Origin of the sequence: Dyella sp. SG609 (genome assembly GCF_012275375.1) — a bacterium.
Taxonomy (GTDB): domain Bacteria; phylum Pseudomonadota; class Gammaproteobacteria; order Xanthomonadales; family Rhodanobacteraceae; genus Dyella_D; species Dyella_D marensis.
In genome coordinates, this window is record NZ_JAAZQJ010000007.1 from 52,366 (window position 1) to 76,454 (window position 24,089).

Annotated in this window: 21 protein-coding genes; 6 read left to right on the forward strand and 15 right to left on the reverse strand. The window is 68.0% G+C overall.

The window, feature by feature from the left end:
- Window positions 1-24 precede the first annotated feature (24 nt).
- From FHW85_RS14115 to FHW85_RS14140, 6 genes are all read right to left on the reverse strand, one after another.
- The gene (locus tag FHW85_RS14115) at window positions 25-291 is read right to left on the reverse strand and encodes a hypothetical protein (protein WP_167258250.1); all 267 of its coding nucleotides are present in this window, start codon (window positions 289-291) and stop codon (window positions 25-27) included.
- 178 nt (window positions 292-469) lie between these two features.
- A complete protein-coding gene (locus FHW85_RS14120; RefSeq protein WP_246866764.1) occupies window positions 470-1,456 on the reverse strand; it encodes a sigma-54 dependent transcriptional regulator in 987 nt (328 codons plus the stop codon).
- Window positions 1,457-1,748: 292 nt separating this feature from the next.
- The gene (locus tag FHW85_RS14125; RefSeq protein WP_168648659.1) at window positions 1,749-2,225 is read right to left on the reverse strand and encodes a cupin domain-containing protein; all 477 of its coding nucleotides are present in this window, start codon (window positions 2,223-2,225) and stop codon (window positions 1,749-1,751) included.
- Between the two features lie 133 nt (window positions 2,226-2,358).
- Window positions 2,359-4,227, reverse strand: coding sequence for a sugar-binding domain-containing protein (locus FHW85_RS14130; protein WP_168648660.1), 1,869 nt, complete (start codon window positions 4,225-4,227; stop codon window positions 2,359-2,361).
- Between the two features lie 42 nt (window positions 4,228-4,269).
- Window positions 4,270-5,139: a ribonuclease H-like domain-containing protein gene (locus FHW85_RS14135; RefSeq protein WP_343203705.1), complete on the reverse strand. Its 870-nt coding sequence runs from the start codon at window positions 5,137-5,139 to the stop codon at window positions 4,270-4,272.
- Window positions 5,136-7,544, reverse strand: a complete 2,409-nt coding sequence (locus FHW85_RS14140) for a DEAD/DEAH box helicase (protein WP_168648661.1) — start codon at window positions 7,542-7,544, stop codon at window positions 5,136-5,138. Before FHW85_RS14140 ends, FHW85_RS14135 begins: the two co-directional genes overlap by 4 nt.
- Before the next feature lie 275 nt (window positions 7,545-7,819).
- Here FHW85_RS14140 and FHW85_RS14145 point away from each other — a divergent pair, with 275 nt between their 5' ends.
- From FHW85_RS14145 to FHW85_RS14155, 3 genes are all read left to right on the forward strand, one after another.
- A complete protein-coding gene (locus tag FHW85_RS14145; protein ID WP_168648662.1) occupies window positions 7,820-8,281 on the forward strand; it encodes a RidA family protein in 462 nt (153 codons plus the stop codon).
- Between the two features lie 86 nt (window positions 8,282-8,367).
- Window positions 8,368-9,303, forward strand: coding sequence for a GlxA family transcriptional regulator (locus FHW85_RS14150; protein WP_168648663.1), 936 nt, complete (start codon window positions 8,368-8,370; stop codon window positions 9,301-9,303).
- Window positions 9,304-9,437: 134 nt separating this feature from the next.
- A complete protein-coding gene (locus FHW85_RS14155) occupies window positions 9,438-10,406 on the forward strand; it encodes a VOC family protein (protein ID WP_168648664.1) in 969 nt (322 codons plus the stop codon).
- A 38-nt stretch (window positions 10,407-10,444) separates the two neighbouring features.
- On the opposite strand, the gene FHW85_RS14160 is transcribed toward FHW85_RS14155, so the two are convergent.
- A complete protein-coding gene (locus FHW85_RS14160) occupies window positions 10,445-11,431 on the reverse strand; it encodes a sterol desaturase family protein (RefSeq protein ID WP_167258264.1) in 987 nt (328 codons plus the stop codon).
- Window positions 11,432-11,644: 213 nt separating this feature from the next.
- Here FHW85_RS14160 and FHW85_RS14165 point away from each other — a divergent pair, with 213 nt between their 5' ends.
- The 3 genes from FHW85_RS14165 to FHW85_RS14175 all read left to right on the forward strand — a co-directional run bounded on the left by FHW85_RS14165 (window position 11,645) and on the right by FHW85_RS14175 (window position 14,362).
- A complete protein-coding gene (locus FHW85_RS14165) occupies window positions 11,645-12,031 on the forward strand; it encodes a VOC family protein (RefSeq protein WP_168648665.1) in 387 nt (128 codons plus the stop codon).
- 170 nt (window positions 12,032-12,201) lie between these two features.
- Window positions 12,202-12,636 carry a hypothetical protein gene (locus FHW85_RS14170; protein WP_168648666.1) on the forward strand — a complete coding sequence of 145 codons (435 nt, stop codon included), beginning with the start codon at window positions 12,202-12,204 and terminating at the stop codon, window positions 12,634-12,636.
- Between the two features lie 133 nt (window positions 12,637-12,769).
- Window positions 12,770-14,362 (forward strand): carboxylesterase family protein, encoded by a 1,593-nt coding sequence (locus FHW85_RS14175; RefSeq protein ID WP_168648667.1) that lies wholly within the window; start codon window positions 12,770-12,772, stop codon window positions 14,360-14,362.
- A 228-nt stretch (window positions 14,363-14,590) separates the two neighbouring features.
- Here FHW85_RS14175 and FHW85_RS14180 read toward each other — a convergent pair whose 3' ends face one another.
- From FHW85_RS14180 to nirD, 8 genes are all read right to left on the reverse strand, one after another.
- Entirely contained in the window at window positions 14,591-15,724 is a 1,134-nt protein-coding gene (locus FHW85_RS14180; RefSeq protein WP_168648668.1) for a hypothetical protein, read from the reverse strand.
- 295 nt (window positions 15,725-16,019) lie between these two features.
- Window positions 16,020-16,637 (reverse strand): LysE family translocator, encoded by a 618-nt coding sequence (locus FHW85_RS14185; protein ID WP_168648669.1) that lies wholly within the window; start codon window positions 16,635-16,637, stop codon window positions 16,020-16,022.
- Between the two features lie 75 nt (window positions 16,638-16,712).
- Window positions 16,713-17,507: an AraC family transcriptional regulator gene (locus FHW85_RS14190; RefSeq protein ID WP_168648670.1), complete on the reverse strand. Its 795-nt coding sequence runs from the start codon at window positions 17,505-17,507 to the stop codon at window positions 16,713-16,715.
- A 624-nt stretch (window positions 17,508-18,131) separates the two neighbouring features.
- Window positions 18,132-18,668 carry a hypothetical protein gene (locus FHW85_RS14195; protein ID WP_168648671.1) on the reverse strand — a complete coding sequence of 179 codons (537 nt, stop codon included), beginning with the start codon at window positions 18,666-18,668 and terminating at the stop codon, window positions 18,132-18,134.
- A gap of 87 nt (window positions 18,669-18,755) precedes the next feature.
- Window positions 18,756-19,577 carry a uroporphyrinogen-III synthase gene (locus FHW85_RS14200; RefSeq protein WP_167256083.1) on the reverse strand — a complete coding sequence of 274 codons (822 nt, stop codon included), beginning with the start codon at window positions 19,575-19,577 and terminating at the stop codon, window positions 18,756-18,758.
- Window positions 19,577-21,007 carry a siroheme synthase CysG gene (gene cysG / locus FHW85_RS14205; RefSeq protein WP_167256085.1) on the reverse strand — a complete coding sequence of 477 codons (1,431 nt, stop codon included), beginning with the start codon at window positions 21,005-21,007 and terminating at the stop codon, window positions 19,577-19,579. The genes FHW85_RS14200 and cysG overlap by 1 nt, the downstream gene beginning before the upstream one ends.
- Window positions 21,008-21,038: 31 nt before the next feature.
- Window positions 21,039-23,750, reverse strand: a complete 2,712-nt coding sequence (locus FHW85_RS14210; RefSeq protein ID WP_168648672.1) for a nitrate reductase — start codon at window positions 23,748-23,750, stop codon at window positions 21,039-21,041.
- A complete protein-coding gene (gene nirD / locus FHW85_RS14215) occupies window positions 23,747-24,088 on the reverse strand; it encodes a nitrite reductase small subunit NirD (protein ID WP_167256089.1) in 342 nt (113 codons plus the stop codon). The genes FHW85_RS14210 and nirD overlap by 4 nt, the downstream gene beginning before the upstream one ends.
- Window position 24,089 lies beyond the last annotated feature (1 nt).

The window sequence follows — 24,089 nt, forward strand, 5'->3', positions numbered from 1 at the left end:
TCAAGGGTTGGCGGGATGCGTCGGTCAATGCAGCGGCGCCGGGTCCGCGCGGTTCAGCGCGTACAGCACGGCGCCGCCGGGAAGGCGGTCGCGCCGCAGCTGGCCGCGCTCGACCAGGTGGCTCAGCGCTTGCTCGATGCGTCGGCGTTCGGTGACGTAGCGCTGCTGCGGCAGCCACCAGCTCACGATGCCGTCGAGCGTGTCGGCGGCATCGGGATGCTGCGTGAGATAAGCCAGCACCGCGCCTTCCACTTCGCGCCAGCCGTTCTCCGGGTTCTGCCGAGGATTCATGCGTCACCTCCACGTCGAGGAGGACTGAGGCAAGCGCCGTGCCAGCGTTCGCCCTGCTCGAAAATGGCTTGAAACAAGGGATTTGCGCGTGGACCCGGATGCCAGCCGGGTGAGCTTTGCCCCGGTCCGCGGGCGCGGGTGGGTCAAAGCGCACCCGAGTTCCGCGGCATGCCGCGGGCTAGCGGAAGCCGCCGGTCTCGATGCCGTGCTTCTTCAGCAGCTTGCCGAGCTGCCTGCGCTCCGTGCCGGAAAGACGCGCCGCGGCGCTGATATTGCCGGCGGTGCGCTTCATCAGCCCGAGCAGATAACTGCGCTCGAACGCGCACATGGCGTTCTTCTTCGCGGACAGGTAATGCAGGTCGCCGTCTTCGAGGAAGATGTCCGCCGACTCCTCGGATGAAACATAGGCCGCGGGCGCGATCAGCCCGTCGAGAATGGAGGCGCCGATCATCGCGCCCTCGGTACCGAGATAAGCGCGCAGCACCACGTTCTCCAGCTCGCGCACATTGCCCGGCCAGCCGTGCGCGTCGAGCACGCGCAGGGCTTCGTCCGTCCAGCGCTTGGCCGGACGATCCAGCCGCTGCGCCAGCTGGGCGAGGAAATGCTGCGCCAGCATCGGAATGTCGCCGGCGCGCTCGCGCAGCGGCGGCAGGCATACATGCAGCGCATTGAGCCGGTATTGCAGATCGCGCCGGAACAGGCCGGCCGCGACACGCGCTTCGAGGCAGGCATTGGTGGCCGCCACCACGCGCGCGCTCGACACGCGCGCCGCGCCGCCGCCGACGGGACGGTATTCGTTGTTTTCCAGAAAGCGCAGCAGAGTCACCTGCGCCTTGCTCGACAGCGAGTCCACTTCGTCCAGGAACAGGGTGCCGCCGCGCGCATGGTCGATCAGCCCGGGCTGCGCGCTCTTGGCGTCGGTATAGGCGCCGCGCTCGTGCCCGAACAATTCGTTCTCGATCAGATTGTCCGGCAGCGCGCCGCAGTTGACCGGCACGAACGGCCGCTCGCTGCGCGCGCTGGCGTAATGGATTTCCCGCGCGGCGAGCTCCTTCCCGGTACCCGTCTCGCCTTCGATCAGCACTTGCACATCGCAGCCGGCGTAGCGATGCAGCTGCGCACGCATCAGCTCGAACGCCTTGGATTGCCCCAGCATGGCCGGCATCGTCCCTTCTCCCTAGGATCCCATCGCCGTCGACACGTCGCGCCGCCCGATGAGTTTTACTCCCCGGAGATCAAGGGCTTGGGCGGCCACCTCGGCGAGTATGCATGGCAGCGCGCAGCGTTTCCCATCGGTAGAAAGTTATAGGAGTGTGCGCTGGTGTGCATTTACTCCCTGGCCTTGTTTGCTAGTGCTTTGTGGCGATGTAACGCGGTTCCGTGCACGCCGGGTCAAGACGGCAGTGCAGCGATATGGCGTTTGCGCGGCGGGAGCGATGCCGGCGCTTTCGCGCCGCTTACTTGGGCGCACCCTTGGGCGCCGGCACCAGCACGTCGTCGTCCTTGCTCCACGCCGGCGTGGTGATGGCGTAGAACTTCAGCACTTCGCCCTTGCTGGCGCGGATGGAACGCACGACGGCGGGTGGGACCAGGATGTAGTCGCCGGGGCCTACCGCGTGTGCGACGCTGCCGGTCCACACTTCGCCATGTCCTTCGAGGATAAAGAACGATTCCTCGCCGGCCTTGTTGTGGCTCCATGCGCTGGCATGGCCCGGATCGAGTTCGAACAGCGCGACGCTGCCCAGCGTGGAGCGTGCGCCGGCCGGTGCGGCGCGCCCGGTGAGTTCCTTCAGCCGGACGCCTGCGGAGACCTTGATGAAAGGCAGCTCGGAGGGCGCGATGACTTTCGCGCTGTCGTCTGCCTTGGCGGCGACGGGAGCAAGCGTAGCCAGGGAAGCGGAAAGTGCCAGCAGCAGTGCGGCCTTGGGCTGCATAGGTGGGGACCTTTGAGTTCTTGGCGGCGAAGAGTAGCGCACAAATCGCCTTGCGCACGTTGCATGAAGCCCAAGGCCGCCATCGGCGGCCGTCATCCCGGCGCAGGCCGGGATGACGGCCAAGCCCCAGGCTTCAGGGACTGGCGCCCGCACGTATCGTTTCTTCGTTGATCGCGCGCACCATGGCCTCGTCCACCTTCTCGACCTTGCGGTCGTAGGTGTACAGCCCGTTGTGCTCGCCCTCGACGTCGGTGATCTGCGTATACACGCTGCCGGACATGCCCTTGGGCACGCCTTTGTCGCGCAGCACCGCGGTGTTGGCGACGTAGCCGGCGTTCAGCGCAGCGCGATCCTTTACCGCGCCGTATGGATTGATGGCGGTATTGGGCCACACGTGGCCGGGCACGCCCAGGGTGAGGCCGCCGTGCTCGCCGTCGATGGCGGCGCGTTCCGCATCGGGGCTGGGCAGGCCGGGGCCTTGGTAGTCGTGCACGTCGTAGACGTCGCCCGCATGCGGGTCGCCCTTCATGTCGCAGCAGTTGGCGCCGCTGCGCGCGTCGACCAGGCGCGAGGGATCGAGCTGCTTGATCTGCGCGGACAGCTCGGCGGCGGCGGGGATGCTCCACTGGCCCCAGCCTTCGTTGAACGGAATCCAGCCGATGATGGAGGTGACGCCGCGCAGCTGTTCGACGATGGCGGAGACGTCGGCGCGGAAGCTGGCCTTGTCGGCTTCGCTGAGCTTGTCGTTGCGGTCGGTGGGCAGCGCCGGCATGTCCTGCCACACCATCAGGCCGATGCGGTCGGTCCAGTAATACCAGCGCGCCGGCTCGACCTTGATGTGCTTGCGGATGGTGTTGAAGCCGAGGTCCTTGGTCTTCTGGATATCGAACTTCAGCGCCGCGTCGGTAGGCGCGGTGTGGATGCCGTCGGGCCAATAGCCCTGGTCCAGCGTGGCCAGCAGGAAGGTCGGCTTGCCGTTCAGCACGATGCGGTTGCGGCCACCGACCTTTTCGACCGCGACGGTGCGCAGGCCGGCGTAGCTGGTGACTTCGTCATGCTGGTCGCCCAGGGTGAGCGTGGCCTTGAAGGTGTAGAGGAAGGGATCCTGCGGGCTCCACAGGTGCGGATGCGCGATGGCCAGCTTCAGCGGCTGGCCGGCCGCGCCGCTCGCCTCGCCCACGGCCTTGCCGTCCGCGTAGGCGGTGACGCGCAGCGTGGCGTCTTTCGCGTCGCCTTGCAGCTTCGCGCTGACGGTGAACGCATCGAGGCTGCGCGCGGGCGTGAATTCGAGCTGCGCCAGGCTGGTGGCAGGCACCGGCTCCAGCCATACCGATTGCCAGATGCCCGAGGCCGCGGTGTAGAAGATGCCTTCGGGCTTCAGCCGCTGCTTGCCGACCATGATATTGGCGGCATCCACCGGCGCATGCACGGCGACCACGATCTCCTGCGGCCCTTTCGCGCGCAGCGCCGAGGTGATGTCCGCGCCGAAGGACGTATAGCCGCCCGTATGCTTGGCCACCTGCGTGCCGTTGACGTAAACGGTCGCCTCGTGGCTCACCGCACCGAAGTTCAGCCGCACGTGCTGGCCGTTGGCCGTATAGGCGGCCGGAATATCCACCGTGCGGCGATAGAACATGTAGTCGGCATGCTGCTGCACGCCCGAGAGCACCGACTCGACCGGATACGGCACCAGCACCTGCGCCTTCAGCGCCTGGCCGAACGGCGGCTTGCCCTGCCCGTCATCCGCCGCGTATTGCCACAGGCCGTTCAGGCTCATCCATTGCGGATGCTCCAGCGATGGGCGGGCGAGCTGCGGACGCGGGTATTCGGGCAGCGCGTTCTTCGGCGAAACCGCGGCCGTCCACGGCGTGGCCAGCGGCGCCGGCTTGCCGTTCCACACTTTCGCCGGCTGCTCCGCCGCCATCGCCGCGGAAGCGAGGTTCATGGCCGCGATCGTGCCGACCCAGGCGCCCGCGCGCCGTACCAGGAGGTTGTTCGTCATCCGCCCTTCCCTCATCGGTTGCGTTGGAGAACGGGAGAATGACTAATTGTCGGACAAATGTCCAAGCGCGCCGCCGCACGGTGTGAAACCGCCCGCCGTTTGATCGAGCGCCACCATATGGCTGAGCACACCGGCGAGGCTGCGCAGGTCTTGTGCGTTGTGCTTCAGCACGCGATAGAGATCGGTGGGATCGCCTGCGCGCAGGAAGCGCAGCCACGCGGCCGGCGCCTGCGATCCCGGCAGGTCGTCTTCGCGGACGACGCCGAGCAGCTGGCGCTCGGTGGTGGCGAGCTTGCAGTTCGGCCAGTGCGCGCGCCAGCGCCGGCGCACGGGATGCAGCAGGTCGATATGCCGCAGCCCTTGCAGCGGGCTGCTCATGCGTTCGAGGCGAAAGCGCGTATTCAACAAGGGAGCGTCGTAGCTCTTGCCGTTATAGGTGCCGAGCACCGTTGCCGGCGTGATCCATGCGCGTAGCTGCTCCAGCATCGCGGCCTCGCCGGCCAGCGCGGTGATGGTGAGCTGGCTCAGCACGAACCGCGCGCCGTGCCAGCGCGCCACGCCGATCATGAAGGCGCGGGTGCCGGTGCCGCCGGCCAGTCCGGTGGTTTCCGTGTCGAGGAACAGCATGTCCGCGGGGTCGATCCGCTCGGGGATCTTGGCGAACGAGGCATCGAACGGCAGCGGCACGGAAGGCCAGTCCGTCGTTGCTTCGGCGAGCCATAGCCCTGGTGCCAACTCACTGCCCAAACCAGTCGGCGTATTCGTGACAGACCGCTGCCGCGCCGGCGTGGAACGGCGAACCGCAAGCAGGCGCGACAGGTCGGCGGGCAATCGCGGGGCCGGAGCAGCGGCGCCGCCGGCCATACCCGCCTGCCCGCGCAGCCGCCGCAAACGTGCGGCGAGATCCGTCACAGGTCGGCCAGCAGGGCGAGCACCATCGCGCCGAGATCCTTCATGGAACGCGCGGCGGTTTCGTCCGAAGCCAGTACCGGCCCGACGCAGGCGGGACAGCCGAGCCGGCAATCGCATAGCTCGATCAGCTGGCGCGCTTTTTCCACCAGCTCGGCGCGGCGCTCGAACAAGGGCGCGCTGAGTCCCACGCCACCGGGAAAAGCGTCATACAGATAGAGAGTCGGGATAAACGGCGCGTGCGGGTCCTGCACTTCCTCGCCCCACCCCGTATGCACGCGTGCATGCCCCGAGCTGTCCGGCACCGCGAACCACGCGCCGTCGCCGCTGCCCACCGCCTTCTGCAGATCGCGCCCCTCGGCCATCACCGCCACGGTGGCGACGGTATGCAGCGCGGTGGAGGCGGCGAGAAAACCGTCGAGCGCGTCCTGGCGCCGCTCGAACGCATCGTCCAGCGTGCGCTGCGCCAAGGCCCACCACACCGAAGTCGTGTGCAGTTCGCTGTCCGGCAGGTTGACGTTGCCGTAGCCGATGTTCTCGTGCGTGTAGTAGCGGATCTTCTTGTAGCCGGCGACGCGCCGCACCACGTGCACTTCGCCGTGATGGCATTCGCCGCGTCCGGAAGAAGACGAGTCGAACCGGTCCAGCACCTTCAGCCTGGTGTAGTCGATCGCATCCGTGTAGTAGTCGGCTTCGGTGCGCGTGACATAGGCCTTGCGCCCGGTCCAGTCCAGGCGCTCCACCTGGTACGGCACCGACTGCACCATATGGATGGCGCCTTCGTACAGCGTGAGCGGCGCCGCGCTGTAGTCGACCTCGGCGATGATGGTCTGGCGTCCGCCCGTGCGGTTGACCACCACGAAGTTGCCTTCCGCCACCGAGCGCAGCGACACCGCATTGGCCGGATAGCTGTCGGCGATCCACTCGAAGCGCTGGCCTTCGCGATGCAGCACGCCTTCTTCGGCCAGCACTTCCAGCCAGGGTTCCACCATCTGGCCGCCGAAGGCGTCGCCGGCGCGGAACGGCAGCTCGAACGCCGCGCAGCGGATATGGTCGAGCAGGATCAGCGGCTGGTCCTGGGCAATCCGCGCGTGCTCCGGCGAGGCGTCGCGGAAATATTCCGGATGGCGCACCAGGTACTGGTCCAGCGGCTCGCTCGATGCCACCAGGATGCCCAGCGAAGGCTGCTGGCGGCGGCCGGCGCGGCCGAAGCGCTGCCACGTCGCCGCCACCGAACCCGGATAGCCGTTGAGCACGGTGACGTCCAGCGCACCGATGTCGACGCCCAGCTCCAGCGCCGAGGTGCTGACGATGCCGTCCACTTCGCCCGCGCGCATGTCGCGCTCGGCCTGGCGGCGCTCGGTGGGCAGATAGCCGCCGCGGTAGGCGCGGATGCGCGGCCGCTTGCGCGGGTCGTGGTCGAACACGTCCTTCAGGTACTTGGTCAGCACCTCGACCATCAGCCGGCTCTGTGCGAACACCAGGGTCTTCAGCCCCGCGCGGATTGCCGTGCGCGCGATGCGGTTGGTCTGGCTGCGCGCCGAGGCGCGCAGGCCGAGATCCGCATTGAGCACCGGCGGATTCCACAGCAGCACGTGCTTGGGGCCGGTGGGCGCGCCGCTTTCCAGGATCGGCGTCACCGGCTGCTCGATCAGCGCCGCCGCATGCTCGGCCGGGTTGCCGATCGTCGCCGAGCACAGAATGAATTGCGGCGACACGCCGTAGAACGCACAGACCCGGCGCAGCCGCCGCAGCACATTGGCTACGTGCGAGCCGAATACGCCGCGATAGGTGTGCACCTCGTCGATCACCACATAGCGCAGGTTCTCGAAGAACTGCGCCCACTTGGTGTGATGCGGCAGGATGGCCTGGTGCAACATGTCCGGATTGCTCACAACCACGTCGCCATGCAGGCGGATGGCCTGGCGCGCATCGCCCGGCGTGTCGCCGTCGAAGGTGAAGGCGCGCACGCCCAGCTCGCCGGCCGCATTGAGTTCCAGCAGCTCGGCCACCTGGTCCTGGGCCAGCGCCTTGGTCGGGAACAGGTACAGCGCCTTGTTGCCCGCCGTCATCACCGAAGTCACCACCGGCAGGGTGAAGCACAGCGATTTGCCGGAGGCAGTGGGCGTGGCCACCACGATGTTTTCGCCGCGCGAGGTGGCCGCCCAGGCCCGGCCCTGGTGCTCGTACAGCCGGGCCACGCCGCGGGCGCGCAGCGCGGCGGCCAGCGGCGCGGGCAGGTCCTCGGGCAGCGGCACATAGCGGCCCTCCTTGCCCTCGACCACGAACTGGCCGGTGACGCGGTCGCCGTAGCGCTGGACCAGCCGCCCGGCCAGCTCCGCGCCGCTCAGCCGCAGCAGGCGCTGGTCGTCCTCGTCCACGATGGGGGCCGGCAAGGGGGCGCGCATGGATAGTCTCCGGGGAAAGCCGCCGCATTCGAATGCTTTCGCGTCTCACGGATTGAGACCGGCGCCGGAGACCAGGCCGACCGGGACTTGAAGGCGGCGAAGCGCCTGCGGCAGCATCGAATTCAAGCCACCGCCGCGGGTTGGGGTGAGCGCAGCGAACCCCAACGGACCCCGCCGGATCGCCAGCCGGCGCCACGTTGGGGTTCGCTGCGCTCACCCCAACCTGTGCCGCGTTTCGATGCATGCGCTTCAACCCCACCCCCGAGGAGTTTGCGATGAAGCTAGCTACCCACGTTGTCGCTTCGGCCATCCTGCTGCTGGCCACCCTGCCCGCCCTGGCGCAGCAGGATGGCCGCAAGCACATCGTCATCGGCCGCACGCCGGCGGAAGTGGCCAAGTCGCCGTGGAGCGATGCGGTGCTGGTCGGCAACACCTTGTATCTGTCCGGCTATATCGGCGTGGATGCGCATAACCAGGTGCCCAAGTCGGCGGAAGAGGAAACCCGGCTGGCCATGGAAGAACTCAAGCACACGGTGGAAGCCGCCGGCATGAGCATGGACGACATCGTCAAGATCGACGTGCTGTGCACCGACCTGAGCCTGTTTCCGCCATTCAATTCGGTCTATCGCACCTACTTCAAGAACGGTTTCCCGGCGCGTACTTTCACCGGCAGTTCCCAGCTGCTGCTGGGCGCGCATTTCGAAATCACCGGCGTGGCGATCAAGGCCGGGAAATAAGCCGCCGCGGCGGGCCGTCGACTTGACGCCCGCCGCAACCTTGGGCCACTTTCCGGCCATTGCATCGAAGCCAAGCCACTGCCACCATGCGCCGCGAGATCGCCATCGTCGTTTTTCCGGGATTCCAGCTGCTGGACGCGGCCGGCCCGGTGGCCGTGTTCGAGATGGCGGAACGCTTCCGGCCGGACAGCTATGCGATCAGCGTGCTTTCTCCCGGCGGCGGCGTGGTGCGCAGTTCGTCCGGCGTGAGCCTGGCGGCCACGCCGATCGAGCCCCGGCATTTCGACACGGTGATCGTCTCCGGCGGCAACCTGGCGCAGGTGGAGGAAAGCCACGCGGACATCGTCGCCTGCCTGGGCGCCGAAGCCTGGCGCCGCGTGGCGGGCGTCTGTTCCGGCGCGTTCTTCCTGGCCCAGGCCGGCCTGCTCGATGGCCGGCGCGCCACCACGCATTGGGCCGCCGCCGAGCGCTTCCGCCGGCTGTATCCGCAGGTGAAGCTGGATGCGGACCGCATGTTCGTCCGCGACGGCGAAGTGTGGACCTCGGCGGGCATCGCCGCCGGCATCGACCTGGCGCTGGCCCTGGTGGAAGACGACCTCGGCCCCGGCATCGCGCGGCGCACCGCCCAGCAGCTGGTGGTGCATCAACGGCGCCATGCAGGGCAATCGCAGTACTCGGTGCTGGTCGAACAAGGCGGCAAGACCGGCCGCTTCGGCGACCTGATCGGCTGGATGCGCAAGCGCCTGGCCGAGCCGATGACCGTGGAACGCCTGGCCGCGCGGGCCGCGATGAGCCCGCGCAACTTCGCCCGCGCCTTTACCGCGGAGATCGGCGCCACGCCTGCCAAGGTGGTGGAAGGCCTGCGCCTGGAAGCCGCGCGCGTCGCGGTCGAGACCAGCCATATGCAGCTGGACCATATCGCCGCTTCCACCGGCTTCGGCGATTCCAGCCGCATGCGCCGCGCCTTCGTGCGCAGCTTCGGCATGTCGCCGCAGTCGCTGCGCCGCAGCGCGGGCGCCTGAAAGCCGCTGGCGGTTTTTGTCCGGAAATTGTCCTTGCCGGTGCCGGCCGGACCGACCATAAAGAGCGCCACCGGGCGGCCCCGATAAGGCGGCGCGCCCGCAGCATCGCTCCATTCTTCGCCATGAGGTTCCGCATGCGCCCGACCCTGATCGCCTCGGCCTGCCTGCTGTCGGCAGGCCTTGCCCACGCCGCACCCGCACCGGCTCCGACCCGGCTCGACCATATCCTGCTGTGGGGGCACGGCATCGACCAGATCACCTCGGTAATGGCGGTGAAGCTGGGCTTCCAGGTCCGCCCCGGACGCGATCCCGACGGCGTCGCCAACCGCTATATCCGCCTGGCGGACAGCAGCTTTATCGAAATCCTCGGCATCACCAGGCCGAACCCCAAGTTCGATCCGGGCATGAAGGAAGACCAGGAAGCGCTGAAAGGCGGCCCTGGTTCGCGCGCCTTCGGTTTCCGCAGCTCCCGGCTCGACGCCATCCGCAGCACGCTGCAGGCCAAGCAATATGCGGTGACGCCGTTCTTCTCCGGCCCCGACAGCGCCAAGCCCGGCTGGCGGCTGTTCGCCTTCGACAAGGCGCCGCTGTCGAGCAATACCTTCTTTATCGATTACAAGGCTGATTACGCGCCGGATCAGTTCGACCCCGCCAATACCGCGGATTATCGGGTAACGCGCGAACACCCCAACGGCGCGCGCGAGCTTTCCTCGATCTGGCTGGTGTCGGCGGATGCGGATGCCGATCGCAAGCAACTGGAGAACATGGGCTTGGGCCATGCGGTGCCGGTGAAGCTGCCGGAGCTGGGTGCGAGGGGGTTCTGCGTGCCGGTGGGGCCGACGGCATTGCTGGCGTTGCAGCCGGATGGCGCCGGACTGGCGGCACAGGCGATGGCTGCGGGGCCGCGCATTCTCGGCGTCAGCTATGGGGTGACCGATCTTGGGCGTGCGCAGCGGTGGGTGGAGCGGGGGTATCAGCAGAAGCTGACGACGTATCGCGGCTTGTCTGGCGAGTCGGTGCTGGCGCCGACCGTGGACGATCTGGGCTTGTCGGTGGAATTCCATGCGCTGAAGCCGGGCGGTTCGCCCTGCCCGGCTGCGTAAGTCGTCCGGTGATCGGCGCCCCTGCGGGCGCCGGTCGATCACTCGCCCCTGGCCAGCAGCGCGGCCTTCGCCACCTTCGCGGTGTGGTGGTCGCCATCGTGGCTCCAGCCCGGCGGCATGATCAGGTACAGCAGCTTGTTGTGCAGCCCTGGCGCGCGCCACACGTCGCGGCCCAGCAGCCAGAATTCGCCGAGATAGGCATCGAGCACGCTGTAGCGCTTCACCGGCCGCGTGATGCCGTATTCGATCCGGATATCGTCGCGCGCATCCATGTAGGTGCCGAACACGCGGTCCCAGATCGGCAGCAGATTGCAGAAATTCGTATCCATGTAGAGCACGTTGCGCGCGTGGTGCACACGGTGATGCGAAGGCGTCAGCAGCACGCGATGCAGCGGGCCCAGCTTGCCCTTGGGCAGCACGTTCTCGCCCAGGTGGATCAGCTGGCCCCAGAAGCTGTCGATGATCATGATCAGGATCAGCAGCGGCGGGCTCACCCCCAGCAGCATGCAGATGCTGGTGCGTACGAAATCGGCGTACGGGCCTTCCAGAAAGATATGCGCGTAATTCACCGACAGGTTCATGGCCACCGGCGCGTGGTGCGTGGAATGCAGGCACCACAGCAGCCGCACCTTGTGCGCCAGGAAGTGATAGACGAAATGCGCCAGCTCCCACACCACATAGCCGTAAATCAGTCCGTACCAGGTCAAGCCCGCCTGGAAGGGCGCGAACCGGTTGAACAGGCCGATGCAGAAACCGACCATGGCGATGGTGAGAAAGCTGCCGATAAAACGGTTCAGCACCATCACCAGCAGCGGCACCTGGTAATCCTCGCGCCGGGTGCGGCGCAGGATCACGCCGCGCACCAGCTCGAACACCAGCAGCAGCGGGATGATCGGACCCAGCAGCTTGCCGAAGCCATCGACGGTGAGCAGGCTCCGGTAGTTGCCGGACGCAATCACGTCCAGCCAGGCGCCCAGGCCGAAGAAATCGGCCAGCTGATGGCGGATCCAGTCCAGGACAAGCATGCAGCCCCTCGGCGGTGACGGCGCAGGCGTCGATCGCACGCTAACTTGTCACGATCCAATCCTGCATACAAGCAAGCTGAGCACTCCACGCGCCGCCGCTGCGCGCGGTCCGCGGCGTTGCGGACCGCGCGGCGGCAGCGCTATCGTGCCGCCCTTTGCAGCGGGGCCCGCACGCGCGCGGCGCCTTCCTGCCCATCCGCATGGGAGCAAGCCATGAAGCGAGTCACCGGCATCGGCGGCATCTTCTTCAAAGCCAAGGATCCGAAGGCGCTCGGCGCCTGGTACAAGACCCATCTGGGCATCGAAGTGCAGGCTTGGGGCGGCGCCGCCTTTCGCTGGAAGGGACCGGACAATCCCGATGGCGGCGGCACCACGGCGTGGAGCCTGTTCGCCGCGGACACCGATCACTTCGCCCCGGGCCAGTCCTCTTTCATGATCAATTACCGCGTCGACGACCTGCATGCGCTGCTCGCCGCGCTGCGTGCCGAAGGCGTGCAGGTCGAGGACAAGGTGGACGAATCGGACTACGGCAAGTTCGGCTGGATCGTCGATCCGGAGGGCAACAAGGTGGAGTTGTGGGAACCGCCGGCCGGCATGTAGCTCTCGGTTTTTTTATTTTTTTAATCAATGCATTACAATAATAATTGAATGTAGTTTAGCCTGGTCGTGCAACCGCTCGTGCGCAAGGATGCGCGCCGCCCGTTCGTGGCGGTACTCAAGTCCGCCGCGCATCGGCCGATGCAGACTGCGTAGCCTGAGCAGGAACCCGAGTGAACGTCAGTTTCAGTTTGTCCGGCGCGATCGCGCCCTTCCCCGTCAAACCCGGCGGCGCCCCCACGGCGCAGGCCGCCAGCTCGCCGAAGAGCCATTCCGTCACCGCCACGCTCAGCGCCGCGACCTCCGGCACGCGCCCGTCGGCCAGCAAGAGCAACAGCGATTCGGACAGCGGCAGCATCACGGTGCAGACGCTGCGCAAGCAGCTCGAACGCCTGCAGAAGCAGCTCGCGCAGCAGGAACGCCAGCTGCGCTCGGCGGTGGCGCGCGACAAGGACAACGATCCGGCCAATGCGCCGCGCATCGCCGCGCTGCAGTCCGCCGTGGCCACCACCATGGGGCAGATCGCCGAGACGGTGGCCAGGCTGGCCGCGGCGATCATGGCCGAGAGCGGCAGCAGCAGCGGCGGGCTGGTCAGTTCGGCGGCCTGAGCGCCCCGCGCGCTCGCCCCGGCGGAAAAAACATAAGGCGGCATGGCCGATATCTGATAAGCCTTGGGCTTCGTCAGATGCCGGCGATGCGCGATGATCGGGCGCCTCGCCTTTCCCACTGAGGGGTTCGAACATGCCCGATGCTTACTCGTTGCCGCGCCGCCTTGGCCTTGCGCTCGCACTCACCCTGGCCTGCTCCCCGTTGCTTGCCGCGGATGCACCGCCGGTGGCGACCGTCGCCACCGGCCGCCTTGCCGGCATCCACGACGCGAAAACCGGCCTGAACGAGTTCAAGGGCATTCCCTACGCCGCGCCGCCCGTCGGCCCGCTGCGCTGGAAACCGCCGCAACCGGCGCTGGCATGGAAGGACGCACGCAAGGCCGACCGCTTCGGCCCGCGCTGCATGCAGCGCCCGATCTTCAGCGACATGGTGTTCCGCTCCGGCGGCATGAGCGAGGACTGCCTGTACCTCAACGTGTGGGCGCCCGCGAACGGTGCCGGCAAGAAGCTGCCGGTGCTGGTGTATTTCTACGGCGGCGGCTTCGTCGGCGGCGACGGCTCGGAGCCGCGCTACGACGGTGCGGCGCTGGCCCAGCGCGGCATCGTGACCGTCACGGTCAACTACCGCCTGGACGTGTTCGGCTTTCTTGCCACGCCGGAGCTGGCCGCCGAATCGCCGCAGCACGCCGCCGGCAACTATGGCCTGCTCGACCAGGCCGCGGCGCTGGCCTGGGTGAAGCAGAACATCGCCGCGTTCGGCGGCGATCCGGACCAGGTCACCATCGGCGGCGAGTCGGCTGGCTCCATGTCGGTGTCGGCGCTGATGGCATCACCGTTGTCGAAAGGCCTGATGCGCGGGGCGATCGGCGAAAGCGGTTCCGTGCTCGGCAATCTCGAACCGCGCCCGCTGGCGCAGACGCTGCAGGAAGGCAGCGCATTCGCGCGGCGCGTCAACGCAAGCTCGCTGCAGCAGTTGCGCAAAGCCAGCGCACAGTCGCTGCTCGATGCCGCCGGCCAGAAGGACGTGCCGGAGTTCGGCCCCACCGTCGACGGCTATTTCTTCCCTCGCTCGCCCACGGCCATCTATGCGGCCGGCGAGCAGACGCATATCCCGCTGCTGCTCGGCGCCAACTCGCAGGAAGGCAGCTACGTCAACCTGCTCGACAAGGCCGCGCCGGATCCGGCCCATTACCGTGCCGCGGTACAGAAGCAGTTCGGCGAACACGCCGATGCCGCGCTCAAGCTCTATCCCGGCACGAACGAGGCGCAGATCAAGGCCAATGGCACGGCGCTCGCGGGCGACAAGTTCATCGCCTACTCGACCTGGGCGTGGATGCGCGCCCATCGCCAGACTGGACGGGCGCCGGTGTTCTATTACTTCTTCAACCAGGCACGCCCGGCCAAGCGCGACGGCAGCGCCGGCCCGGATGCCGGCGCGGTGCACAGCGGCGAAATCGAGTACGCGCTGGGCAATCTGCCGGGCAATGCCGTGTATGCGTGGACGCAGACCGATCGCCAGGTCTCCGAAACCATGCAGGGCTATTGGGCGCAGTTCATCAAGACCGGCACGCCGAACGGTCCCGGCCTGCCGCACTGGCCGGCCGCGGCGGACAAGGATGGCGGCCTGCTGCGCCAGACCATCGGCGCGGACACGCGTACGCAGGTCGATCGCGATGCGGCGCGCTACGAGTTCCTGCAGCGCGCGCTGGCCGGCGAGCATCTCTAGGGTTGGGGTGAGCGCAGCGAGCCCCAACCCTGCGGCAAGCTGCGGTGCCTGTTGGGGTTCGCCTTTGGCTCACCCCAACCTACGGGTGCCGGATAGCGTCAAGGTATGCCCTGCCGTCCAGGGACGCAGGTTGGGGTGAGCGCAGCGAACCCCAACGTTGCGGCAAGCTGCGGTGCGTGTTGGGGTTCGCCTTTGGCTCACCCCAACCTACGGGCGGCGGAGGGAGTCTCAGTCCGCGTAGTCTTCCGCGTGGCTCACGTCGTCGGTCGGCCACCAATAGCGGCCGTTGTCAGCCGGCGACAGGTTGGTATTGCCGTCGCCGGGCCGCGCCTGGTAGACGTTGTTGCGCCACACCGATCCCTGCGCCGTGCCGCCCCACAGGCCGCCGTACACCGGACCCCACAGTTCCTTCAGCTCCGCCGAGAACACATTGCCGGTCACCGTGAGGTTGGTGGCGTTGTTCTTCACGCCGAAGCTCAGCGCATAGCCATAGCCCGACACATAGTTGTTGGTGAAGCTGATGCGGTCGTAGACGCCGTCGCCCTGCAGCGCCAGCGCATTGGTATTGCCCAGCGAGGCGATGGTGTTGTGGTCGATGATCATCGGCCCGCCGTCGCCCTCGCTCTGCGGCCCGATGCCGTCGTGGTGGTAGACGTTGTGCGAGGTGTCGGCCGCGTCGTGGATGTAGTTGTTGGTCCACGTCGACGGACGGTCCGGAAAGCCCGTGGTCATCTCCAGGCCCGCATTGCCCCAGATATCGTTGTGATCCATCGTCGCCACCGCTTCGTTCATGGTGGTGACCAGCTGCCAGGACTGCTTGAACGGCGTGCCGGGCGTGGTGTGCGAGGAGGACACCGTGCCGTCGTTGCCCGGCGGCAGCGCATAGGCGCTGGGCTTGAAGGTGGAATAGCGGAAGGTGACGCTGCTGGCCGCATACAGCTGCACCAGGTTGTCGTTCGGGCTCTTGCCCTCGAACAGGCAGCCGACGAAGGTGAGGTCGTCGCCGTAGATCACCACTTTCGAGGCCAGGAAGCGGGTGAAGGCGATCACGCTGTGATCCGGATAAGTGACGATGATCGGCTTGCTCGCGCTCATGCTCGCGGCGTAGTCGGTGAGGTGTCCCGGATACGCGCCCAGCCCCAGGCCGCCGGTATTCGCGGGCGTGTTGGCATAGCCGGTATTGGAGAAGTCGGGCCAGTAGCCGGAGCCGTCGTTGGGCCGCGCCGTGAGCGCGGTGGCGGCAGTGGCGTAGCGGCTCAGCGGATCGGAGCCGGGCGGCGCCGCATGCGCCGCGAAGGGTATCTGCGTCAGCAGAACGGCGGTGAACAGCTGGGAACAGGCAACGGTACGCGCTGAATGCATGGCTGATTCCTTGTGGACTTCAAGGTGGGAACACGGCGCGGCGAACAGCCGGCCTTGGATGAAGACTTCCAACCACGGATGTACGGCGCTTCGCGGCAAGCGGCTGCCGCGAAACTGATGACTGGACGAGACAGCGGCCTTGCCTGTGACAGGCAAGGCGATATGAGCGGTATGGATGGCCCCCGCGGGCTTCGTGAAGCCCGAGTCAAAATGACTATACACAGTGTATATGTTGGGCCGGGCGGCCTGGCTGTCGACGCGCTCACACATTCCGCGAAGCGCATTTTTCCGTCGATTACATCCGGGTGGTGGCAAGCGCCAGCTTCAATCCGAGGACGGCGAAACCCAGGGCAAACACGCGTCGCAACCACGTCGTCACTCGCGGGCGCTCGAGCACGTGCGCCCGCATGAAGGACGCGAACGCGCCATAGATCGCGAACACGATCAGGGTCATCAGCATGAAGGTGCCACCGAGTTGCAGCAGGCTGGCGACCGGCGATGCATCGTCCCTGGCCATGAACTGCGGCAGGAAGGCCAGGAAGAAGATCGGCAGCTTCGGGTTGAGCAGGTTCAGCAGGATCGCCGAGGCCACGATGCGCAATGGCGAGCGCGCGGCGGTGGCGTTATCAGGATCGAGCGCACTGCGATCCCGCCACGTGCGCCACGCCATGTACAGCAGATAAGCCGCGCCGGCGTACTTGAGCAGCTCGAACGTCACGGCGCTGGCCTTGAACACCGCCGCCAGGCCGCATACCGCGGCCGCCATATGCGGCACGATGCCCAGCGTGCAGCCGAGCGCGGCCAGCAGGCTGGCCCGCGTACCGCGCGACAGTCCGGTCGACACCGTGTAGAGCACGCCGGTGCCGGGCGATGCCACCACCAGCAATGAAGTGAGCAGGAATGCAACGCTCATGCAGCCTCTCCTTGAATGAGGGAGGCGCGACCATCGCAAAGGAAGCGCGGACGGTCTTGAAGAAAATTGCGTGGCTCAGCGCAGCGCGTCGCGGTAGCGCCCCGGCGTGATGCCGAACTGGCGCAGGAAGGCGCGGGTCAGATGGCTTTGATCGGCAAAGCCGGCGAGCTGCGCGGCTTCGGCCAAGGCATGGCCCTGGCGCAGGTAGCGGCGCGCCAGGCGCACGCGCCACTGGATGCGGTAAGCATGCGGCGTGGTGCCGACGTCGCGCAGAAAACCGCGGATCAGCTGGAAGCGGCTCACGTCGCACGCGGCCGCCAGCTCCGACAGCGAGGTCTCGGCAGCGGGCTCGGCGTCGATCCATTCCAAGGCACGCGCCACCGAGGGCGAAGCGCAGGCCAGCCGTGGCCCGCTGAGGCGATGCTGCTTCACCACCCGCACCAGGCAGGCCAGCAGGAGTTCGTCGGCGTGGCCGTCCGGCGATGGCAGCGCTTCCAGCAGCTGCGTCACTTGCTGCGCCAGGCCGCGGTCGTGCGCCACCGGCTGGAGCACGACGTCGCTGCCGCCGAATTCCGCTGCCAGCTCCCGCGCCACCAGCGCGGGCTCCAGATAGGCGATCCGCCAGCCGCGCGGCCCATCGATCGGCGCGCCGTCATGCACCTCGCCGGGATTGACCATGATCACGTCGCCCGCCACCGACTGCACCGCGCCGACCACGCTCCAGGACTTCTGCGCGCCCACGGTGATCACGCCGAGGCCGAATTGATCGTGGGCATGGCGGGGGAAGCTGTGCTCGCTGAGCAGGGACAGCGCTTCCACGCCGGGAAGGACGGAGCGGAGTTGCACTACCTGGTGGATTTTCTTCGGCACGAGGCGATCGGGCGCTGCGGCGATAGAACCTAAGCATAGGCTTTCTCGGCCCTCAGCTCACGGCTCTCCCCGGCGGGGAGAGGGGGATGGAGGGCGCGGCGAAAATCGAGCAAAGAGCTCGCGGCGCAGCCGCGGCGTTCCGCTTGCGCGCTTTTGCTCCGGCTCTTGATCCACCGGGTCCCCTTGGCGCCGGCGGTGAGGGCTGGACGAAAAGGCCCCGCAGGGGGCGGGGACACGATGTCCCCGCCTTTTTGATCAGGGCATGGATGCCCTGTCAAAAAGCCCGGCCAGCCCTCACGGACCCTCAGCAGCGCAGCTGCTGAGGGCGCCAAGCAGGGTGCCCTCTCTTTTTGGTTACTTTTTCTCTGGGCACGCAGAGAAAAAGTAACTCGCCCCGCGGCAGCGGGGCGAAACACTCGCCAAAGGCGAGACACCCAACCGTCAACGCAACAACCGAGCGACAAAGTCCCTGGATTCCAGCTTTCGCTGGAATGACGAGCGAGGCCTACGCCGGGATGACGAAGTTGAGACGATGAGGCAAGACCGTTGCTCACCCCAACCCTCTCTCCCACGGGGACTACCTTCGGGTCACCCGGAGGGGAGAGGGGGTACGACGTTCGCCCCTCAGATGGAATGCCGGTAAGGCTTCCCGGACTGGCAATCCTGCACGTCCTCCTGCGTCAGCCGCGCATACGGACGCAGGCTTTCCTCCTTGGCGACCATCACGTCCTGCGTCTGGCGCATCTTCTCCAGCGAGGCGCAGAACTGCGGCGAATGCGGGATCTTCTCGGCATCGGCCTCGATGCCTTTCGATGCGCCATCGGTGCCGTGGATCATCGAGCCGAACAGCAGCCGCGGCACCGCATACCTGGTCAGGCGCGAAGCGGCATCGAACGAGATGTCGATCACTTCCAGCGAGGCTTCGCGGTAATCGAGAACGGCCGCGCGCTGATCGGCGGTCAGCGCCAGCGGCTGCTTGTCGATGGTCACGCCGCCGGTCACGTCGATATAGGCCTTCGGCACGTCCTTGTCGCCGCGCAGTTCCAGCGGCTCCTGGTGCATCTTGATACGGTCCGCTTCCATATCGCGCCTGGCCGCGCCGGAACACCCCGCCAGCACGAGCGCGGCAACGGACAGCAGGAGGAGGGGACGAACTTCCATGGCGCACTCGCATCGGCAAGCAAGGCGCAGACGATAAAGACGCGCCGCACCGCCTGCCCCGTGCCAAAGGTCGCCCTCCCCCAGAAGTCAGGGCCGCGCCAGGGCCTCGGCCAGCGCCGTGCTCAGCGGCTTCATGTAGTAGCTGTCCGCCGGCACCGCGTGGACGCGCACGCCATGCTGCGCGAGTGTGTCGGCCACCACCGGCCCGACCGCGGCCACCACGACGCGCGACAAGGCCTCCTTCGACACGTCGGCGCCGGCCAGCCGGAACAAGCGCTCCACCTGCTGGATGCTGGTGAATGCGATGGCGTCGATCTCGCCCTGGCGCATGCCTTCGAGCATGGCCAGCACGTCGGCATCGTCGGCCGCATCGGCGTAGCGGTAAGGCGCCACCGGCAATACGTGTGCGCCCGCCTCGGCGAGAAACGCCATCAGCGGCGCATTCGGCTCGGTGCCGTACAGCTGCACGCCGACCTTGCGTCCGCGCAGATCCAGCTCGCGCAAGCAGGCGATCACGCCCGGGGTCGTCGCCGGTTCCGCCACCAGGCTGGGGCGCAAGCCCAGTTCGCGCAGCACGCGGCCCGGCTTGGGGCCCCGCGCGATGATCCGCACCCGGGCCAGGCGGGCGATAAAGCGCTCGCCCCACTCCGGTGCGTGCCGATCCAGCGCATCCAGCAAGCGGCTCAATCCTTCGCCGGTAAACAGCACCAGATCGTCGCAGGCGCCGTCGTTGAAGCGGCGCAGCCAGTCCAGCACCGGCGCTGGATCCGCGGCATCGCGGATCTCCACCAGCGGACAACGCAGCACGGTGGCGCCGCGGCGTTCGAGCAGCGTGGCGAAGACGTCCAGCGCGCGCGATTCCGGCACGGCGATGCGGCGTCCCGCCAAGGCCTGTTCGGGCGCCGCCATCAAGCCACTTCCATGCACGGCAGCGCCGCGGCGGTTTCTTCCGCCACCAGCGTGCCGAACCAGCTGTGTTTGCGCGCAAACGCGGCCACCTCGCCCACGATCAGCAAGGCCGGCGTGCCCACCGCATGCTCCCTCGCCAGCCTGGGCAGATCGCGCAGCACACCCGTCACCACGCGCTGCCGCGGCAGGCTGCCGTTCTCGATCAGGGCCACCGGGGTTTCCGGATCGCGCCCCCGCGCAAGCAGGCGCGCCGTCAGCATGCCGATCCGTTCCACGCCCATATAGACGGCCAAGGTCTGGCGCGGCTGGGCCAGCATGGCGTCGCTCAAGGTTTCCGCCGCATCCTTGCCGTGCGCCGTCACCAGGCACACCGACTGCGCCAGCTCGCGATGCGTCAGCGGGATGCCCGCATAAGCCGCGCAGGCCACGGCGGCGGTGATGCCGGGCACGATCTCGCAGTCGACGCCATGTTCGCGCAGAAAGGCCAGCTCTTCGCCGCCGCGGCCGAACACGAACGGATCGCCGCCTTTCAGCCGCACCACGCGCCGCCCGGCCAGCGCGTGCGCGAGCATCAGCTCATGCGTCCGTTCCTGCGGCACCTGGCGGCCACCGCAGCGCTTACCCACGTCGATGCGCTCGGCATCGCGCCGCGCCAGTGCCAGGATGTCGTCGCCGATCAGCTGGTCGTGCAGGATCACATCGGCCTGGCCCAGCGCACGCAGCGCCGCCAAGGTCAGCAGGCCGGGATCGCCTGGGCCGGCGCCGACCAGCGCGACGGAACCACGCGGCTGCACATCCTTATCGCCACTCAAGGCATCGAGCAGCACCCGCTCCGCCTCCTCGTGGCGCGCACGCCGCAGCAGCTTCAGCACCGGGCCGTCGTGCAGCCAGCCATAGAAGCCGCGGCGCTGCGCCAGATCGCCGTAGCGCCGCGCGATGCTGCCGCGATGGCGCTGCGCCAGCGCCACCAGCGAACCCAGCGCATGATCCAGCACGCGCTCCAGCATCTCGCGCACGCGGCTGGCCAAGGCCGGCGCGGCGCCGGCGGTGGAGATCGCCACCATCAGCGGCGCGCGGTCGATCACCGCCGGCACGTGGAAGCGCGACAGCACGGCATCGTCGACCACGTTGACCAGTATCCGCCGCGCCCCCGCATCGGCCGCGATCCGCGCATTGACCGCCTTGTCGCCGGTGGCCGCCACCACCAGCCACACCTCGTCGAGCCAGCCCGGCTCGTAGTCGCCGCGCAGCCATGCCACCGCGCCGTCCTGCGCCAGGCGCGCCAGCCCGGCATCGAGCTGCGGTGCTCCCACTCGCACCAACGCACCGGCCTCGCGCAAGGCGGCCACCTTGCGCCGCGCCACCGTGCCGCCGCCCACCACCAGCACCGGCAAGCCCTGCAGATCGGCAAACAACGGATACAGCTTCATCGGTACGCCCTCCAGCCGCATCCGTGCCCGCTCATGCCGCGGTAACCGCGCGCGTCTCGGCGATCAGCCGCCGCAACTCAGGAATACAGGACCCGCAATTGCCACCCGCACGCAGCTCGGCGGTGATCTGCGCCGGCAGGTCCATATCGTTCGCGCGGATCGCCTCGAGAATGGTGTTGCGCCCCACGCCGAAGCAGGAACACACCACCGGCCCGGGATCGCCGCCACCGCCCGGCGGCTCGCCCGACAACAGGGCCAGCCGGTCGGCTTCGTCCAGCCGCTCGCGCGCGAACAGCGAGGACAGCCATTGGCGCGACGGCAGGTGCGGTTGCGCCGCAAGGAACAGGCAGGACTCGATGCGGCCATCGCGCAGGTGCATGGCGCGGTATACGCCGGTCTCGCGATCCTCGAAGGCCAGCCAGTCCGCGCCGGTTTCATCCGCCCCCAGCCAGCCCTTCGCCCAGGCATCGCAATCGGCCGGCCGCTCGCGGTGCGCCAGTTCGTAGCGCAGAAAGCGGTCGCCGCGGATCAAGGTCCAATAGCTCAGCGCCGACGCCGGCAGCGCCTGCCGCGCCAGCGCAAAGCCATACCAGCGCACCGCGAACGGCTCGACCCGCACCGGCGTGTGCTTGAACTCCGGCTCGCCGGAGACCGGATCCACCGCCGGATTCACCACCCCGCCCACGCGCGCATCCGAAGCGAATTGATCGCTCCAGTGGATCGGCACGAACACCTGCCCCGCCAGGATGCCGCCGCCATGGCGCACCCGCCCCACCATCGCCCCCCAGCGCGAACTGACCCGTGCCAGCGTGCCTTCGCGCACGCCGCAGCGCAGCGCATCGTGCGGATGCATGTCGATAAAGGGTTCGCCGATATGGCCGTTGAGCCGCGGCGAGCGCGCGGTGCGCGTCATGGTGTGCCACTGGTCGCGGATGCGGCCGGTGTTGAGCACCAGCGGATACTCGCGGTCGACGGCATGCACCGGCGGACGCGAAGCCGTGGCGACGAAACGCGCGCGGCCATGGGCATGGCTGAAGCGGCCGTCCGAAAACAGGCGCGGCGTGCCCTCGCCCGCTTCCGTCACCGGCCACTGCACCGGCGCGAGCGTGTCGTAGGCTCGCCGATCGAGCCGCGCCAAGCTCCCAAGATGCAGGCGCCTGTACGCAGCCGGCACACCATCGGCGGCAGGCTCGCGGTTGCGGAAGGTCGTGAGCTGCGCATGCTCGACGAAAATCTCGTGCGGGTTGCCGAACTCGAAACCGCGCTCGAAACCCATCCGCCGCGCCACCTCGCACACCACGCGCCAATCCGCGCGCGCCTCGCCCGGCACCGGCAGGAACGGCCGCTGCCGCGAGATGCGCCGCTCCGAACTGGTCACCGTGCCGTCCTTCTCGCCCCAGCCCAGCGCCGGCAGCAGCACGTGGGCGAAGGCATTGGTGTCGGTGCGCTCGACGATGTCCGAGCACACCACCAGCTCGCAGCGCGCCAGCGCGGCGCGCACCTTGTCCGCCTCGGGCAGGCTTACCGCCGGATTGGTCGCCATGATCCACAGCGCCTTGATCCGCCCCTCGCCCACCGCATCGAACAGCTCCACCGCCTTCAGGCCCGGCTTGTCGGCCATGCGCGGCGACTGCCAGAACGCCTGCACGATATCCCGGTGCGCCGGTTCGCCCAGCTCCATATGCGCCGCCAGCATGTTGGCCAGGCCGCCGACTTCGCGCCCACCCATCGCATTGGGCTGTCCCGTGATGGAGAACGGCCCCATGCCCGGCCGGCCGATGCGCGCGGTGGCGAGATGGCAATTGATGATGGCGTTGACCTTGTCGGTGCCGCTGCTGGACTGGTTCACGCCCTGCGAAAACAGCGTCACCACCTTCTCGTGCCGCGCGAACAGGCGATAGAATGCCACCACGTCCGCCGCCTGCAGGCCGCACTGCTGCGCCACCTGGGCCGGGTCGCCCGCCTCCGCCTCGGCGGCCGCCAGCGCCGCATCGAAGCCTTCCGTATGCGCATCGATAAACGCGGGATCGATCACGCCATGGCGGAACAGAAACGACAGCAGGCCGTTGAACAGCCGCACGTCGGTGCCCGGGCGGATCGGCAGGTGCAGATCGGCGCCTTCGCAGGTGGCGGTAAAGCGCGGATCGATCACCACCACGCGCGGACCGTCGCGGCCGTCGCGCGCCTGCGTCACGCGCTGGAACAGCACCGGATGGCACCAGGCCGTATTGGAACCGACCAGCACCACCAGCTCGGCCTGCTCCAGGTCTTCATAGCAGCCCGGCACCACGTCCTCGCCAAACGCGCGCTTGTGGCCCGCCACCGCGGAGGACATGCACAGGCGCGAGTTGGTATCGATATTGGCCGTGCCCAGATAACCCTTGGCCAGCTTGTTGACGACGTAATAGTCCTCGGTCAGCAACTGCCCGGATACGTAGAACGCCACCGCGTCCGGACCGTGCTCCGCCACCACGCGCGAGAAGCCGTCCGCCACGCGCTGGATCGCTTCATCCCAGCCCGCACGGCGCACCACGCCATCCGCCTCGCGCAGCAGCGGATGCAGCAGCCGCCCTTCCATCCCGACCGTATCGCCCAGCGCCGAACCCTTGACGCACAAACGCCCGCGATTGGACGCATGCGCCGGATCGCCCGCCACCCGCGCCGCGCCGTCCGCGTCCACACTGGCCAGCACGCCGCAACCGACGCCGCAGTAGGGACAGGTGGTGCGTACCGCTTCGCTCATGTATCGCGCCGCTCCACCTGCACGTCCTCGCCCTGCCGCCGCACCGCCCAGGTGCGCACCGCCTGCTGCGGTTGCTCCAGGCATTCGCCGGTACGCAGGTCGAAGTGCTGCTTGTGGATCGGCGACGCCACCACCACGCGCTCGCCGAGGCTGCCGACCAGCCCGCGCGACAGCACCGCCGCGCCCGAGCAGGGATCGAGATTGTCGATCGCGTAGAGCTCCTCGCCGATGCGGAATACCGCCACCTGCTCGCTGCCCACCAGGGCGCAGACGCCGGTGGACGGCACGATGTCGCCGATGGCGCAGATGGACATCCAGCCTGCCTGTTCGCTCGTCATG

Coding starts and splice junctions, on each gene's coding strand:
- FHW85_RS14115 (WP_167258250.1), bottom strand. CDS start 291: ATGAATCCTCGGCAGAACCCGGAGAACGGCTGGCGCGAAGTGGAAGGC.
- FHW85_RS14120 (WP_246866764.1), bottom strand. CDS start 1,456: ATGCCGGCCATGCTGGGGCAATCCAAGGCGTTCGAGCTGATGCGTGCG.
- FHW85_RS14125 (WP_168648659.1), bottom strand. CDS start 2,225: ATGCAGCCCAAGGCCGCACTGCTGCTGGCACTTTCCGCTTCCCTGGCT.
- FHW85_RS14130 (WP_168648660.1), bottom strand. CDS start 4,227: ATGACGAACAACCTCCTGGTACGGCGCGCGGGCGCCTGGGTCGGCACG.
- FHW85_RS14140 (WP_168648661.1), bottom strand. CDS start 7,544: ATGCGCGCCCCCTTGCCGGCCCCCATCGTGGACGAGGACGACCAGCGC.
- FHW85_RS14145 (WP_168648662.1), top strand. CDS start 7,820: ATGAAGCTAGCTACCCACGTTGTCGCTTCGGCCATCCTGCTGCTGGCC.
- FHW85_RS14150 (WP_168648663.1), top strand. CDS start 8,368: ATGCGCCGCGAGATCGCCATCGTCGTTTTTCCGGGATTCCAGCTGCTG.
- FHW85_RS14155 (WP_168648664.1), top strand. CDS start 9,438: ATGCGCCCGACCCTGATCGCCTCGGCCTGCCTGCTGTCGGCAGGCCTT.
- FHW85_RS14160 (WP_167258264.1), bottom strand. CDS start 11,431: ATGCTTGTCCTGGACTGGATCCGCCATCAGCTGGCCGATTTCTTCGGC.
- FHW85_RS14165 (WP_168648665.1), top strand. CDS start 11,645: ATGAAGCGAGTCACCGGCATCGGCGGCATCTTCTTCAAAGCCAAGGAT.
- FHW85_RS14175 (WP_168648667.1), top strand. CDS start 12,770: ATGCCCGATGCTTACTCGTTGCCGCGCCGCCTTGGCCTTGCGCTCGCA.
- FHW85_RS14180 (WP_168648668.1), bottom strand. CDS start 15,724: ATGCATTCAGCGCGTACCGTTGCCTGTTCCCAGCTGTTCACCGCCGTT.
- FHW85_RS14185 (WP_168648669.1), bottom strand. CDS start 16,637: ATGAGCGTTGCATTCCTGCTCACTTCATTGCTGGTGGTGGCATCGCCC.
- FHW85_RS14195 (WP_168648671.1), bottom strand. CDS start 18,668: ATGGAAGTTCGTCCCCTCCTCCTGCTGTCCGTTGCCGCGCTCGTGCTG.
- FHW85_RS14200 (WP_167256083.1), bottom strand. CDS start 19,577: ATGGCGGCGCCCGAACAGGCCTTGGCGGGACGCCGCATCGCCGTGCCG.
- cysG (WP_167256085.1), bottom strand. CDS start 21,007: ATGAAGCTGTATCCGTTGTTTGCCGATCTGCAGGGCTTGCCGGTGCTG.
- FHW85_RS14210 (WP_168648672.1), bottom strand. CDS start 23,750: ATGAGCGAAGCGGTACGCACCACCTGTCCCTACTGCGGCGTCGGTTGC.
- nirD (WP_167256089.1), bottom strand. CDS start 24,088: ATGACGAGCGAACAGGCAGGCTGGATGTCCATCTGCGCCATCGGCGAC.